The organism is Capnocytophaga sp. ARDL2 (assembly GCF_041530365.1).
In the GTDB taxonomy this organism is placed as follows: Bacteria; Bacteroidota; Bacteroidia; order Flavobacteriales; family Flavobacteriaceae; genus Flavobacterium.
Window position 1 is genome coordinate 2,446,412 of the sequence record NZ_CP168034.1, and the last position, 15,016, is coordinate 2,461,427.

At 35.0% G+C, this 15,016-nt stretch carries 17 protein-coding genes; 5 read left to right on the top strand and 12 right to left on the bottom strand.

What is annotated here, in order from left to right; translation table 11 throughout:
• Positions 1 to 102 precede the first annotated feature (102 nt).
• From AB4865_RS12365 to frr, 3 genes are all read left to right on the top strand, one after another.
• Positions 103 to 732, top strand: a complete 630-nt coding sequence (locus AB4865_RS12365; RefSeq protein ID WP_372473627.1) for a DEAD/DEAH box helicase — start codon at positions 103 to 105, stop codon at positions 730 to 732.
• A 79-nt stretch (positions 733 to 811) separates the two neighbouring features.
• Positions 812 to 1,516, top strand: a complete 705-nt coding sequence (gene pyrH / locus AB4865_RS12370) for a UMP kinase (protein WP_372473628.1) — start codon at positions 812 to 814, stop codon at positions 1,514 to 1,516.
• Between the two features lie 11 nt (positions 1,517 to 1,527).
• Complete coding sequence (gene frr, locus AB4865_RS12375) at positions 1,528 to 2,091, top strand: ribosome recycling factor (protein WP_372473629.1); 564 nt, start codon at positions 1,528 to 1,530, stop codon at positions 2,089 to 2,091.
• 90 nt (positions 2,092 to 2,181) lie between these two features.
• Here frr and AB4865_RS12380 read toward each other — a convergent pair whose 3' ends face one another.
• The 3 genes from AB4865_RS12380 to hemE all read right to left on the bottom strand — a co-directional run bounded on the left by AB4865_RS12380 (position 2,182) and on the right by hemE (position 5,488).
• Positions 2,182 to 3,138, bottom strand: coding sequence for a M20/M25/M40 family metallo-hydrolase (locus AB4865_RS12380; protein WP_372473630.1), 957 nt, complete (start codon positions 3,136 to 3,138; stop codon positions 2,182 to 2,184).
• A 55-nt stretch (positions 3,139 to 3,193) separates the two neighbouring features.
• Positions 3,194 to 4,189, bottom strand: coding sequence for a porphobilinogen synthase (hemB, locus tag AB4865_RS12385; RefSeq protein WP_372473632.1), 996 nt, complete (start codon positions 4,187 to 4,189; stop codon positions 3,194 to 3,196).
• Between the two features lie 273 nt (positions 4,190 to 4,462).
• Entirely contained in the window at positions 4,463 to 5,488 is a 1,026-nt protein-coding gene (hemE, locus tag AB4865_RS12390; RefSeq protein ID WP_372473633.1) for a uroporphyrinogen decarboxylase, read from the bottom strand.
• A 147-nt stretch (positions 5,489 to 5,635) separates the two neighbouring features.
• On the opposite strand from hemE, the gene AB4865_RS12395 reads away from it, so the two are divergent.
• Positions 5,636 to 6,154: a HugZ family protein gene (locus AB4865_RS12395; RefSeq protein ID WP_372473634.1), complete on the top strand. Its 519-nt coding sequence runs from the start codon at positions 5,636 to 5,638 to the stop codon at positions 6,152 to 6,154.
• Between the two features lie 45 nt (positions 6,155 to 6,199).
• Here the strand turns inward: AB4865_RS12395 and AB4865_RS12400 are convergent, their stop codons facing one another.
• From AB4865_RS12400 to AB4865_RS12420, 5 genes are all read right to left on the bottom strand, one after another.
• Complete coding sequence (locus AB4865_RS12400) at positions 6,200 to 7,042, bottom strand: DUF3078 domain-containing protein (protein ID WP_372473635.1); 843 nt, start codon at positions 7,040 to 7,042, stop codon at positions 6,200 to 6,202.
• Between the two features lie 264 nt (positions 7,043 to 7,306).
• The gene (locus AB4865_RS12405; protein WP_372473636.1) at positions 7,307 to 7,813 is read right to left on the bottom strand and encodes a DUF2480 family protein; all 507 of its coding nucleotides are present in this window, start codon (positions 7,811 to 7,813) and stop codon (positions 7,307 to 7,309) included.
• Positions 7,814 to 7,816: 3 nt separating this feature from the next.
• Positions 7,817 to 8,140, bottom strand: coding sequence for an SUF system Fe-S cluster assembly protein (locus AB4865_RS12410; RefSeq protein ID WP_372474918.1), 324 nt, complete (start codon positions 8,138 to 8,140; stop codon positions 7,817 to 7,819).
• Between the two features lie 4 nt (positions 8,141 to 8,144).
• Positions 8,145 to 8,570, bottom strand: a complete 426-nt coding sequence (locus AB4865_RS12415) for a SufE family protein (RefSeq protein WP_372473637.1) — start codon at positions 8,568 to 8,570, stop codon at positions 8,145 to 8,147.
• 79 nt (positions 8,571 to 8,649) lie between these two features.
• Entirely contained in the window at positions 8,650 to 9,867 is a 1,218-nt protein-coding gene (locus AB4865_RS12420) for an aminotransferase class V-fold PLP-dependent enzyme (protein WP_372473638.1), read from the bottom strand.
• A gap of 121 nt (positions 9,868 to 9,988) precedes the next feature.
• Between AB4865_RS12420 and AB4865_RS12425 the strand changes: the two genes are divergently transcribed.
• Positions 9,989 to 10,720, top strand: a complete 732-nt coding sequence (locus tag AB4865_RS12425; RefSeq protein WP_372473639.1) for an SIMPL domain-containing protein — start codon at positions 9,989 to 9,991, stop codon at positions 10,718 to 10,720.
• A gap of 120 nt (positions 10,721 to 10,840) precedes the next feature.
• On the opposite strand, the gene hpf is transcribed toward AB4865_RS12425, so the two are convergent.
• The 4 genes from hpf to AB4865_RS12445 all read right to left on the bottom strand — a co-directional run bounded on the left by hpf (position 10,841) and on the right by AB4865_RS12445 (position 15,002).
• On the bottom strand, positions 10,841 to 12,052 hold the full coding sequence (hpf, locus tag AB4865_RS12430; protein WP_372473640.1) for a ribosome hibernation-promoting factor, HPF/YfiA family: 1,212 nt from the start codon (positions 12,050 to 12,052) through the stop codon (positions 10,841 to 10,843).
• A gap of 166 nt (positions 12,053 to 12,218) precedes the next feature.
• Positions 12,219 to 12,413: a 30S ribosomal protein S21 gene (gene rpsU / locus AB4865_RS12435; RefSeq protein ID WP_372473642.1), complete on the bottom strand. Its 195-nt coding sequence runs from the start codon at positions 12,411 to 12,413 to the stop codon at positions 12,219 to 12,221.
• A gap of 553 nt (positions 12,414 to 12,966) precedes the next feature.
• Positions 12,967 to 14,112, bottom strand: coding sequence for an acyl-CoA dehydrogenase family protein (locus AB4865_RS12440; RefSeq protein WP_372473643.1), 1,146 nt, complete (start codon positions 14,110 to 14,112; stop codon positions 12,967 to 12,969).
• A 29-nt stretch (positions 14,113 to 14,141) separates the two neighbouring features.
• A complete protein-coding gene (locus tag AB4865_RS12445; protein ID WP_372473644.1) occupies positions 14,142 to 15,002 on the bottom strand; it encodes a ComEA family DNA-binding protein in 861 nt (286 codons plus the stop codon).
• Positions 15,003 to 15,016 lie beyond the last annotated feature (14 nt).

Genomic DNA, 15,016 nt, shown 5'->3' on the forward strand with positions numbered 1-15,016 from the left:
GAATTCACTATTTTCAAAAGTAAAACAACACAAAAAAATGTAATTAGTGTAATAAAAAATTAGTGCTAATTTGTGGCTATAAAAAGTGGCTAAATTAAAAAAATGAAACTAAAAAAATTAAACCCATTATTAGCAGAGCAAATCGAAGAATTGCAAATCGAAATCACTCCTCTTATCAAAGAATCGTTTAGCACGATAAAAAGCGGAAGTGATATTGTGATTGTATGCGAAAACACCGACGAACGAGAAGATTTGCTGGTACTTTCTACCATTCAACGATTGGAAAAACCAGATATGCTTTCGCCTCGTGCGTTGATTATTGCACCAGATAAAGAAACCGTTTTGCGATTGGTAGAAAAATTTGAAAATTACGGCAAGAAAAACGATTTGCGTATTTTTTTCACCCATGAAAAAACCAATCTCGACGAGGATAAAAACCTCATTTCGTTAGGAATCGATGTCTTGATTGGTACCCCCGAACGCCTCAATTTGATGTTCAGTGTAGCAGGATTTGATGTCAATCAGTTGAAAATGTTTTCGTTTATTTCAATCAATCAAATGCTCAAAGCACGAATGGATGGAAGGTTACAACGCCTATCGGAAAGTATCGGAAAAACTCAACGCTTATTTTTTGCTGAAGATTATTACGAAAAAACAGATTTCTTTGTCGAACGCATCGCCATCGAGCCGTATTGGTTTGATGATCATGATGTGGAAGAAGAGGAGGAATAAAATTCATCTATTTTTTTTGGAAATATCCATCAAAAAACTTGAAAAAATCAACTATATTTGCAAATAAAATTAGGGTAAAATGAAATACAAAAGAATACTTTTAAAATTAAGTGGAGAGTCATTAATGGGCGATAACGAATACGGAATTGATTCAAAACGCTTGACAGAATATGCCACAGAAATCAAAAAAGTAGTTGATTTAGGAGTAGAAGTAGCCATCGTAATCGGTGGAGGTAACATCTTTAGGGGAGTTGCAGGTGCGAGCAAAGGAATGGACAGAGTACAAGCAGATTATATGGGAATGTTGGCAACGATGATCAACGGTATGGCATTGCAAGGTGCTTTGGAAGATCAAGGAATGTACACTCGTTTACAAACAGCCTTGAAAATCGAAGAAATTGCTGAGCCGTATATCAAACGAAGAGCCACTCGCCACTTGGAAAAAGGACGTATTGTAATCTTTGGTGCAGGTACAGGAAACCCTTATTTTACTACTGATACAGCAGCTGTTTTGAGAGGTATTGAAGTGAATGCTGATGTAATTTTAAAAGGAACGCGCGTGGATGGTGTTTATACAGCAGACCCTGAGAAAAACCCTAATGCTACAAAATTTGAAGAAATCACATTTGCGGATGTGCTTACAAAAGGCTTGAATGTAATGGATACAACCGCTTTTACATTGAGCCAAGAAAACAATCTTCCAATCGTTGTTTTTGACATGAACAAAGAAGACAATTTATTAAAAGTATGTAAAGGAGAAACAATCGGAACTACGGTTTATTAAAAAATATCATCATGACAGAAGAAATCAATTTTATTATCGACGAGGCAAAAGAATCTATGGAAGGTTCGATCAGCCACTTAAATAAATCTTTGTTGAACATCCGTGCTGGAAAAGCAACCCCTCAAATGTTGGGAAGTGTTTTTGTGGATTATTACGGATCACAAACTCCACTTTCACAAGTAGCAAACATCAGTGTACCAGATCCTCGTACATTGTCGGTTTCGCCTTGGGAGAAAAGTATGTTGCAACCTATCGAAAAAGCTATTATGATTGCAAACTTAGGATTGAACCCAATGAACAATGGAGAAACAATTATGATTAATATCCCAGCTCTCACAGAGGAGCGTCGTAAAGAATTGGTAAAACAAGCTAAAGCAGAAGCAGAAGACGCAAAAATCTCTGTGAGAAATGCTCGTAAAGATGCCAACAACGACATCAAAAAACAAGAAAAAGACGGAACTTCTGAAGATATTTGTAAAGACGCTGAAGATCGCATTCAAAAATTGACAGATGCGTACATCAAAAAAATTGACAATATTTTAGCTGAAAAAGAAGCTGAAATCATGAAAGTATAATGATTTTTTCATTTGTTTAATTTATGTTATAAAAATCCTTAGGCTGTCCCAAAAAAGGGGCAACCTAAGGATTTTAATTCACTTTGCTATTTAATAATCGTCATTCGCCATTTCCCAAGAAATGAGATAGGCTACTTTGGTTATTTCTACCAATTTTTCCCAATTGATTTTATGTAACTCATCACTCGTTTGATGATAATCTGTATGTCCATCGGTGTGAAACCACAAAATCGGCACTCCTCGTTTAGCAAAAGAGGCATTGTCACTTCCTCTTATTGGATTGTCCCAAGGTTTATATATAGGTTGTAATGACATTTGTTTTTCTTCTGTTGATTTTCTTACCCAATTTTCAAACATTTTGTTTGCTTTGGTATATAGAAATGTAACTGTATGAGGGTTGTTTTCGTCAGTGTTGCGACCAATCATATCAAAATTCAGATAACTTTTTATAGAATATGCCGATGAACGCATAAAATATTCCGAACCCAACAATCCTTTTTCTTCTCCATCCCAAAAAGCAAAAATCACAGTACGCTTAGGTTTATTACCGTCCAATTGCATAGCTTTTGCAATTTGTAAAACAGCCGAAACGCCCGATGCATTATCATCTGCTCCATTAAAAATCTTATCTCCTTCTCTATTTTCATCCATACCTAAATGATCGAAATGAGCTCCAATGACCAAATATTCCGCCGTATTTTCACCTGGAATCATCCCGTAAACATTGGTCAATTGCACTTTGTTTTCATCAGGAATTTCTCCATCAAGCGACCATCTTTTTCCTTTATTTATTGCTAAAAAACTTTCTGTATAATCTGTTTTTAAAGGAGAAATTCCTATTTCCTTTAACTTTGAAACAAGATATTCAACTACAATTTTATTTTCTTCACTACCTGCATTTCTACCTTTTAGTGCATCTGATGCCAAAAAACCGACTATCGCCTGTGCATTTTGCTTGTCAATACTTCCCCATCCTCTATCAGTGGATTGAGCCACTGACATACAAACACTTAGCAGTAGTAAAATTGCAAAAAATATTTTTTTCATATTCAAAAAAACAAAAAACTGCCTTATAATATAGACAGTTTTATTTATCAATTATTTACTTCTGTAACAATTTTGCTGCTTCTTTTGCAAAATAAGTCGAAATCAAACTTGCTCCTGCTCTTTTGATACAGTACAATTGTTCCATCATAATCTTGTCGTGGTCGAACCAACCTTTTTCAGCGGCTGCCTTAATCATGGCATATTCACCCGACACATGGAAAACCGCAACAGGAATATTTACCGCATCTTTTACTTCGCGTACTATATCGAGATAAGCCGTTCCTGGTTTTACCATCACAATATCCGCTCCTTCTTCAGCATCCCAAACTGCTTCTTTGATTGCCTCGATACGGTTGGCATAATCCATTTGGTAGGTCTTTTTATCCTTTGGAACTACTTTGCCTGTTTCTTTTGGTGCTGAATCCAAAGCATCTCTAAACGGTCCGTAAAATGCAGAGGCATATTTTGCCGAATAGCTCATAATTCCTACATGTGGAAAACCTGCTTTGTCCAATCCTTCACGCAATCTCAAAATACGACCGTCCATCATATCCGATGGAGCTACGAAATCTGCTCCTGCTTCGGCATGCGAAAGTGCCATTTTTACTAAGGCTTCTACCGTTTCGTCATTGACAATATCACCGTTTTTGATGATTCCGTCGTGTCCATACATCGAATAAGGGTCAAGAGCTACATCGGGCATCACAATCATTTCTGGAACTGCTTTTTTTATCGCACGAATAGCTTGTTGCATCAATCCATTGGGATTCCAAGCTTCTTTTCCTGTATTGTCTTTTAGGTCGTCATTTACTTTTACATAAATATTGACTGCTCTGATGCCTAAATCATACAATTCCTGTACTTCTTTTACCGTCAAATCAATGGTACGACGATAGATACCTGGCATAGAAGGTATTTCAATCTGTTGATTCTCACCTTCTATAATAAACATCGGAAACATAAAATCTGCTGGAGAAAGACTGGTTTCTCTTACCAAACTTCTCACAGATTCGTTTACACGTAATCTTCTGCCTCTGTGTAGTGGGAACATAATTTTTATTTTAAAATTAAATTTTAACTTTTGTCTTGACACAAAAGTTACAAAAAGTCAAGACCTAATAAAATTAATGACCCTTTTAAAACTTATGTGCTAAATCATTTAAACTCGTTCGTTTCCTCACTCAAAAAGAAAATGATTTTACGCACATTTCGTTTAAAGTGTCTCCATTAATTTTAAAAAGTCGTTTTACATAATTGAATATTTTATCAATAAAAACATCAATTATTCCTTTAGACTTTAATTCTATTATTTTTCTCGAAAATATTATCTCGAATACTCTTTTACTGCTTCGATAAATGCTTTGGCGTGATCTACTGGAATGTTTGGCAAAATACCGTGTCCTAAATTTACAATGTATTTGTCTTTTCCAAATTCGTCGATCATCTGATGCACCATTTTTTTAATCGTTGGAATAGGTGAAAGCAATCTCGATGGGTCGAAATTTCCTTGCAAAGTGATGTTTCCTCCTGTCAATTTCCTCGCTGTTTTTGGGTCACAAGTCCAATCTACTCCCAATGCTGAAGCTTTGGACTGTGCCATAGTTTCCAAAGCAAACCAACATCCTTTTCCGAAAACGATTACTTTGGTTTCGTCTGCCAATGCATCTACTATTTGCTGAATGTATTTCCACGAAAACTCAGCGTAATCTGTAGGCGACAACATACCTCCCCAAGAATCAAATATTTGAATGGCGTTTACTCCTGTTTTTACTTTTTCTTTCAAATACAAAATGGTTGTATCTGTGATTTTTTGCAACAAAGCGTGGGCTGCTACAGGCTCTGAGAAGCAAAATCCTTTGGCTTTGTCATACGATTTCGAACCTTTCCCCTCTACTGCATAACAGAAAATCGTCCAAGGCGATCCAGCAAAACCAATCAATGGTACTTCGTCATTGAGCATTTCTTTGGTCATTTTGATAGCGTCCATCACATAGCCCAATTTGTCATTGATTTCTGGGATATATACTTTTTCCACATCTGCCATCGAGCGAATCGGATTGGGAATGATTGGACCGATATTGTCTTTCAATTCCACATCGATTCCCATGGCTTGAGGAACCACTAAAATATCAGAAAACAAAATCGCAGCATCGGGTTTTACAATACGAATGGGTTGAACAGTGATTTCCGATGCCAATTCTGGAGTTTTACAACGCGTAAAAAAGTCGTATTTGTCTCTCAAGGCACGAAATTCTGGTAAATATCTACCTGCTTGACGCATCATCCATACAGGTGGTCTTTCTACAGTTTCGCCGTTTAAGGCTCTTAGAAATAAATCGTTTTTAATCATGATTTAATGAAAATTTCCGCTAATTTACGAGTATTTTTAGGTTTAACCAAGTGAAATCAACAGGTTGTGAAAATAATTATTTTTTCTTTTGGTTAATTGTTATTTTTATGTAATTTTGTTACAAATATAAATTACACTTAAAAAAATATGACAAATCACACTGAAACAAACAGACAGGCACGTCCGATTGCTCCTAAAGTAAACGAATTAATCTCTTCAACTAAATCAATAATTTTAGGAACTATAGACTCTGATGGAAATCCAACGGCAAGTTATGCCCCTTATGTACGAGTAGGGAATGATTTTTATATATTGGTTTCTTTTATGGCAAGACATACCAAAAACTTATTAAATGGTAAAGCATCTGCCCTATTTATTGAAGACGAATCGACAACTAAGCAGGTTTATGCTAGAGAACGTTTAACGTTAGATACTATTACAGAACAAATTGACAGAAATAGTGCAACATGGAACGAGGTAGTTTCTCAATTGAAAAATACTCATGGAAAAGTAGTGGAAATGATAAGTGAAATGCAAGATTTTATTTTAATTAAATTAAAGCCTACTAAAGGAAGTTATGTAAACGGATTTGGTAGTGCGTATTTTGTAGATGAGAATTTAGAAATCACTCAACATAGAAATGATGTAAACCATCAAACGAAATAAAAAGAAAAGGGGCATATTTTTGAAATTTGCCCCTTCTTTTATCTATTAAAACAAAACGTTTAATCCTACACCAAAAGTGTGCCTTGTTTGAAATCCTTTGAACGCATTGTCATCATACAAAGCTTGGAATGTCAAGTTTGTAGAAATATATTTGTTTACTTTCAATACTGCATTCATTTGATAATCGATATCCACGTTTTGTGGTTTGTCTAAATAGTTTGAATACAAACTCAAAATGTTTTCAACTACAAAGTTTTCCATCAACTGTACTTTGTAGTACCCATTTACAGATGCTCCAAACTCAAAACGCATAGATTCTCCTTGCTCTACACCAAACGATGGTCCAAAATCTGTGAAATGCTTGTGTACAAAGATAAATCTTGCTGCTGCAGGCGAAATATTCACACGCAAATTATCGTCTTTTTTCCACAACATACTCGGACCAAACTGCAAATATGCAGGCGACATAAAGTGTGAAATAACATTTGTTGGTTTTTTTGGATCATAACCTACATCAAATTGAGTTTTGAAGTTTCCGAAGAATGAGTATGACCATCTGTCTGTTGCTTGTAAACCTGCTACTGAATTGATCTCAATACGATCGTCTGTTTTTTGTTGTTTTTGACCTTTCAATTTATTGATACCATACGATGCAATAAATTTGTTGTCCCAAGTCCATTTGTCTTTTTTGTAGTTGAGGTCGTAGTTCAACGCTCCACTCAATGCTATGTTGTTTGAACCTCCTGATTGCCAATTAGAAAAACTTGACTGACTCCCCAATACAGTAATATTTCCTGTTCTTGTCCAGTTGCTTTCTGGCTCTGTTGTTTCTTGTGCTGACACAGCTTGAAATCCCAAACATGCCGCTAAAAGTAAAACTTTTTTCATAAAAATTTAAATTTGTGTTATTAATTTTTTTTATATATACTATAATCTTTGCAATATTATTTGTTCTTTTTCACGCAGATTGAAATCGATTTTTTATGATTTTCTTTGTTTCAATTTGATTATCGAAGATATTTTTTGATTCATCAAAAAAATAATCAACGCAACGAATATTATCTGCACCATCTGCTAAAATAAAAGTAAGCACAACGAGGATAATAAAAAATCTGCGTGAAACCATAAAATTCAAATTTACCAATGATTGTATTATTTCTTTCTTTTATAAATCGGCACAGCCGAACATGCCTCTCCAAACATAATCGAACGAGCATAATCTTGCATTTTTTTCAATGCCATCACATAGCATTCCTCAGGGATAGGCTTTTTTGCACATCCTTTGATGATAGTTGGTTTGTCTTGAAATACCGAAAAATCTATTTCATTGATTTTGTTTTGATAATATGACAGCAATAATTGCTCTTTTGTCCCCTGTACAATTTCTTTGGCGTAAGGTTGCAAATAAGAGGCTACCAACATCATTGCCCACGACGGAATGATAGCATCTGTACTGCAATGCAATGCTACCAAATGCTGGTCGTACTGATTCCAGTCTATCTCTGCAAGTGCTGACCTGAATTCTTTTTCTCTCAAAACAATTCCTTCGTATAACCATTGACTTATATCGATAATAGCGATGGTTTCGTTTGGATAATAATCTTCTAAATCAAAGATTTCCAAGCTACTATTAGCTACTTTGTTTACGATTTCTTCCATAGCCTACAACATTCCCAATTCCAATTTTGCTTCTTCGCTCATCATTTCTTTGTCCCAAGGTGGATCGAATGTCAATTCGATTTCTACATCATTGACAAAATCGATTGAACTCACCTTTTCTTTTACTTCCATTGGCAAAGTTTCAGCTACTGGACAGTTGGGCGAAGTCAAGGTCATAAGGATTTTTACATCGCGGTCTTCGTTTACAAATACATCGTAAATTAAGCCTAATTCGTATATATCTACCGGAATCTCTGGGTCGAAAATCGTTTTGAGTACTCGTACGATATTTTCTCCCAAATCTTGCATATTGATTTCTTCTTGCATGTCTTTATTCGTTTGATTGTAGGGCGATTGCATATAATTTTATTTGTTTAATCATTGATACTAATCCATTGGCTCTCGTAGGTGACAGATGTTCTTTCAGTCCTATTTCATCAATAAATGAGGTGTCTGCCTCGAGTATATCTTTTGCTGTCTGATTGGAAAAAGTGCGAATCAACAAGGCGATGATTCCCTTGGTCAAAATCGCATCGCTATCTGCTGTAAAAACTACTTTATCATTTTCATTTTCAGCATGCAACCATACTTGCGATTGGCATCCTTTGATTAGATTTTCTTCTTTTTTATATTTCTCATCTATCAAAGGCAGAGTTTTTCCCAATTCGATAATGTATTCGTAACGTTGCATCCAGTCGTCAAACATTGAAAACTCATCAATGATTTCTTCTTGTATTTCTTGTATTGATAAACTCATTATTATTTGTTTTTTTTTTGCTAAACTAAAATCCTTGTATAACAATTTATTTTTTTTACAAAAATTTTACTAATGCCTTTTACTTCAACATCATAACTGCTTTTTTCACAGCATCTACAAAAACATCAATTTCTTCTTTGGTATTGTAAAATGCAAATGAAGCTCTCACTGTACCTGGTATTTCAAAATAATCCATAATCGGTTGAGTACAATGATGTCCCGTGCGAACAGCAATTCCGAGTTTATCTACAATCGAACCAATATCATATGGGTGAATTCCTTTGCAATTGAAAGAAACTACAGCTGCTTTATGAGGGTGATTTGCATAAATTTCTACCTCTTCGATTTCAGACAATCGTTGGGTTACGTATTCGAGTAATTCTCTTTCATGTTGCTCGATTATATCAAATCCTATTTGGTTGAGATAATCAATAGCAACTCCCAAAGCAATACCTCCTGCGATATTTGGCGTTCCTGCTTCAAACTTGTGTGGCAAACAAGCGTAGGTAGTCTTTTCAAACGAAACTTTTTCAATCATCTCCCCTCCTCCTTGATACGGTGGAAGTGTGTTGAGCCAATTTTCTTTTCCGTACAAAACCCCCGTTCCTGTAGGTCCACACATCTTATGCCCCGAAAAAACATAAAAGTCACAATTTATTTTTTGCACATCGGGTTTTAAATGCGGAACAGCCTGTGCTCCATCTATCAAAACAGCAGCTCCTACTTCGTGAGCCAATGCCGTGATTTTCTCTACTGGATTGATGGTTCCCAATGCATTTGACACATGATTTACTGCAACCACCTTGGTATTTTTAGTCAATAAATTTTTGTATGCCTCTATGTCCAAAATCCCCTCTTTGGTCATCGGAATTACTTTGAGAGTAGCCCCCGAACGCTCACAAGCAAATTGCCATGGAACAATATTGGAATGATGCTCTAAATAGGAGATAATCACTTCATCATTAGGTTGTAACAACTGAACAAATCCGTTGGCTACCAAATTGACACCAAAGGTAGTTCCTGCTGTAAAAATGATTTCGTGAAGTTTTTCTGCATTGAGGTGTTTTTGTACTTTTTGACGAGCAATTTCGTATTCATCAGTCGCTTTCTGACTCAATGTATGTACGCCTCGGTGAATATTTGCATTGTAGTGTTCGTAGTAATATTTTTCCGCGTCGATGACTACTTGTGGTTTTTGCGAAGTAGCCCCATTATCGAAATACACCAATGGTTTACCATTGACCGTTTCGTTTAATATGGGAAAATCTTTTCGAATATTTTGAATGTCTAATTTCATTTTTTACTTAAAAATAAATGGATATAAGGTTTTAGGGTGCAAAAATACTAATTTATTTTTATTTGATTTGCTTTGTAAACATTGTAATATATCATTAACTTTGAGAAAAATTTCAATTTATATGAACAAAACATTTATCCTTTCAAGTTTTGCCATAGCGGGAGTATTGACTTCTATGTACATTTTGGGAGATGCCATCAAAAATAGAAATCAGGCAGATGAAACAATTACCGTTACGGGGTTGGGTACTAAAAAATTTACTTCGGATTTAATCTCTTGGTCGGGAAATTTTACCAAAAGCAATTACGATTTAAAATCGGCGTACAAAGAACTGCTTTCAGACAAAGAAGAAATACACAAATACCTGCTTTCCAAAGGAATCAAATCAGACGAAATCATTTTTTCGGCGGTGGATATTTCCAAAAATTACAATTACAACACAGATACCAATGGAAATTCGTATGCTGTTTTTTCGGGCTATTTATTGACGCAAAGTATTTCTATTGAAAGTAAAGAAGTAGAAAAAATCGAAAACATCTCTCGAAACATTACCGAAATCATCAATTTGGGAGTGGAATTTACCTCATCACCGCCGCAATATTTTTACACCAAACTGTCTGATGTAAAACACGAAATGATTGCCACGGCAACGCAAGACGCAAAAGAGCGAGCAGAAAAAATTGCCTCAAATGCAGGTGCTAAATTAGGAAAATTGAAAAAAGCAAATATGGGAGTAATCCAAATTACCGCTCCAAATTCTAATGAAGATTTTCACTACGGTGGAGCGTTTAATACATCTTCCAAAGAAAAAGAAGCAAGTATTACGATGAAATTGGAATATAAAATTAGGTAAACATCTACAATTTTATATACGAAACGAAGATTATAAAAAAAGGCTGTCCGATTGGGACAGCCTTTTTACAACATTAAAAAATCACTCTATGAAAAAAAATTTTATCAACATTCTAAAAAATTAATTTCCTTTTGCTTTTTCTTTTCTTTTTACAAGTAGCCTTTCCAAAGCATCTCCACAATTATCAGCTGCTTCTTCAAAAGATTTGGCTATTTTCTTTACAATCAAATCGTCTCCTGGAATTTTTACCAATACATCTACTTGCTTGTTTTCTTTATCTGAAGTATTTTCTACATGTAAGTTTACATCGATACCTACGATTTTGTCATAATATTGTTCTAATTTTCCTAATCGCTCATTTAAAAAATCTACCAATTTGCGATCTGCACTAAATCCTACTGCTTGAACATTAATTTTCATATCTGTACTGTTTTTAAAATTAGTTGTTATACTTTGTACTCGGTTCAAAGGATGAGCTTGTGCATATATTTTTTTCAACTCCTCTACACTATTATTGACATAAACCTGCGTCGAACTCAAACTTGCATGTCCCATGAGTTGTTTCACGGCATTAATTTCAGCTCCGTTTTCTATCAAATGGGTGGCAAAAGAGTGTCGTAAAATATGTGGACTCGTCTTCTCCTTTGTTGTGATTGGTCTAAAGTAGTCATTTATTAATCGATATACAAATGTTTGATTGATTTTTTTTCCATTTTTCATTAAAAAAAAATAATCCTCGCCTTCTGATTTTTGTTTTTTTCTTAAAATCAAATAGTTGGAAATTTGCTCTTGTAAAGATGCAGAAATGGGGATTCTTCTCTCTTTAGTACCTTTTCCAATGATTCGAAAACTATCGATCATATAATCCTTCATTTGCAATTGTATCAATTCGGATTTTCGCAAACCCAAATGATAAAACAGTGATAAAATGAGTAGATTTCTACTGGTTTCGTAGTCTTCTGTCGGTTGAAAATGCAAATCGATCACTTCCTGCATCTCTTTTGCTGAAAAGGGAATCTGAATTTTTTTCTCCACTCGTAGATTTTTCAACAAGTCTAAAGGGTAATTTTCTACTACTTGTACGATATACAAAAACTTGAAATACGATTTCAGCGAACTCAGCTTACGATTGATGGTCTTATTGGCAACATCAGTAGTAGACAAATGAGCCACCCATCGACGAATAAAAATAGCATCGATTTCTCTCACATCTACCTCATCGCCGATAAACGACCAAAAACTCTCCACATCTCGGTAGTACGCACGAGCCGTATGCAAAGAATATTTTTTTTCTTTGAGCAAGTAGTCGATATATTCAGAAAGGTAGTGCATTTGTAAATTTTATTATTATACAATAATAAGCATCAATATGCAAATATAGGATTAAATAAGATTACAATCATACTTAATACTTTGTACTTAATACTACAACAAAGCGTATAAAAAAAGCCAACAAGGGGATACCTTGTCAGCTTTGTATTTTGTAAGCAACATCGTATTAGATTTCGAAAGAATCTTTCAATCTTTGGATATATTGTGCTTTTTGCAATTGCGCTCTTTTAGTTACAGATGGTTTTGTAAAGTTTTTACGCTCTCTCAACTGACGCAATGTACCTGTTCTATCGAATTTTCTTTTATAACGCTTTAACGCTCTATCGATGTTTTCTCCGTCTTTTACTGGAATGATCAACATAATTTATACACCTCCTTTCATTTAACGAGTGCAAAGGTAACTCTTTTTTTTGAACTGCCAAAGATTTTTAAAATTTTTATTTACTTCAAGTTTGTTTTGCCGTAGGAATCTCAATACAGGTTAGTTTCAACCACATAGGCACATAGAATATTTTTTGACAACTGATAATCATAGATTTAATTTATAGAAAACAGAAACGCTCAGTTTTTTTTGATTTTTACCACAATAGGACACATAAGAAACATAGAAATATCTATACGTTTCAAAACCTAATTGAAGAAATAAAACTTCTCAGAAGTTCATCACGAGACTTGTATAAACTTCTGAGAAATTGAAAACTGACCGTATCGTTATTCACAACGGAGATTCAGAGACACTCCGACTTTAGAGTTTACCTTGTTGAATATGAAATTATTCTACAGGAAATCATTGATAAATGGGGTTAGTAAAATCTATGTGCTCTATGTATCTATGTGTTTTAAAAAAAACAAAAAAACTCCTCAGAAGTTTTGAACTTCTGAGGAGTTGTATTCCTTAAGATATCAAGCGTTAATTACGCTTCCTTCAAAATATTTCTTGAGATTACCAATTTTTGGATTTCGGTTGTTCCTTCTCCAATCGTACACAATTTTGAATCTCTAAAGAATTTCTCTACTGGGAAATCCTTAGTATATCCATACCCTCCGTGAATTTGAATCGCTTCTGTCGAAACTTTTACACACACTTCTGATGCGTACATTTTTGCCATAGCTCCCAATTTGGTTACTGGCAAATGGTTGTTTTTCAAATACGCTGCTTTGTGCAACAACAATTCCGAAGCTTCGATTTCTGTTGCCATATCCGCCAATTTGAATCCAATCGCTTGGAATTCAGAAATTGGTTTCCCAAACTGTACTCTTTCTTTTGAGTATTTCAAAGCGGCTTCGTACGCTCCTTTTGCGATTCCCAAAGACAAAGCTCCGATAGAGATACGACCTCCGTCCAAAATCTTCATCGCTTGGATAAATCCTTCGCCTACTTCTCCTAAACGGTTGGCATCTGGCACTCTACAATCTTGGAATATCAACTCGGCTGTTTCCGATGCTCTCATTCCCAATTTGTTTTCTTTTTTTCCTGAGAAAAATCCTTCTGTTCCTTTCTCAATCACAAAAGCTGTCATACCACGAGAATCTCCTTTTTCACCTGTACGAGCAATTACTACCGCTACATTTCCAGAAATGGCGTGTGTGATGAAGTTTTTCGCTCCGTTCAACACCCAAAAATCTCCGTCTTTTACCGCTGTAGTGTTCATTCCACCTGCGTCAGACCCCGTATTGTGCTCAGTCAATCCCCAAGCTCCGATCCACTCTCCTGTTGCCAATTTTGGAATCCATTTTTTCTTTTGCTCTTCGTTTCCGAATGTCAAAATATGGTTTGTACACAATGAGTTATGAGCTGCAACCGACAATCCGATTGACGAATCTACTTTTGAAATTTCTTCTACTACGGTGATATATTCGTGGTATCCCAATCCAGAACCTCCTAATTCTTCTGGTACCAAAACACCCATATATCCCATTTCACCCAATTTTCTAAACAATTCTACTGGAAATGTTTGCTCTTCGTCCCATTTCATGATATTGGGTCTAATTTCTTTCTCAGCAAATTCTCTTATGGATGATGCAATCATTTTTTGCATCTCGTTTTGTTCAAAATTCATGTTGTATGCTTTTTTTGTATTTATAATAATCAGAATGTCAAATATAGTAAAATTATTTCTATTTTTTCCAAAGGCAATCCTTTTATTTTTTGAAATTGTTGTTTTGTAAGCGGTTCGTCTTGTTTGCTTCGCTCAATGACGATTTGCCTTGCCATGGTTTTGGTCAAATACGGAACCCTTGCCAATTCCTCTATAGATGCCGTTTGTAGGTTGATTTTTTCAATTGCAGGTTTGCTTTTCAACTTAAAGGATTGTTTGAGATTTTTCAAGGCTTCGGACGAAATTCCATAAATAAAATCCAATTGTTTCACAGACACAAATCCGCCTAATTTTTCTCGTTCATTCAAAAGTTTCATTGCCGTAGCCTCCCCTACTCCTTTTATAGCTAAAAAATCTTCTTTGGTTGCCCGATTGAGGTCTTTTACAACAATGGATATTTTTTCAACTTTTGACGGTTGCTCCGCTTGAGATTTTTTATTTACCCAATCAGGAAATTTGAAATATTGAACATATTTTTTCATCCATTCGTCCGAAACTTGGGTAATTTGTTGAAATTCTTGGTTGGAATTGACAAATTTCCCTTGATTTCGCAATAGTTGCAATCGTTCAAATTCCTCCAAACTCATTTCCAATTGAAAGGATTTTTCTTTGGTTAAATAATTGGGATTGAAGGGATAAATTTTCAATTGTTGTGATTGGGCATACAAACTATCCATTTCCTTTTGTATGCGATTCATTTCCTCTTGATTGACAATATATTCAACTTTTGCAGGTTGTTTTTCAACGAGATAAACCACTACTTTTAGCACAATCAACACCAAAGCAACAATTCCGATTGAGAGAACTTGCCTTGGGGTAAATGACCAATAGTTAGTGGGTGTTTTTTTCATTTTGATAAAAATTT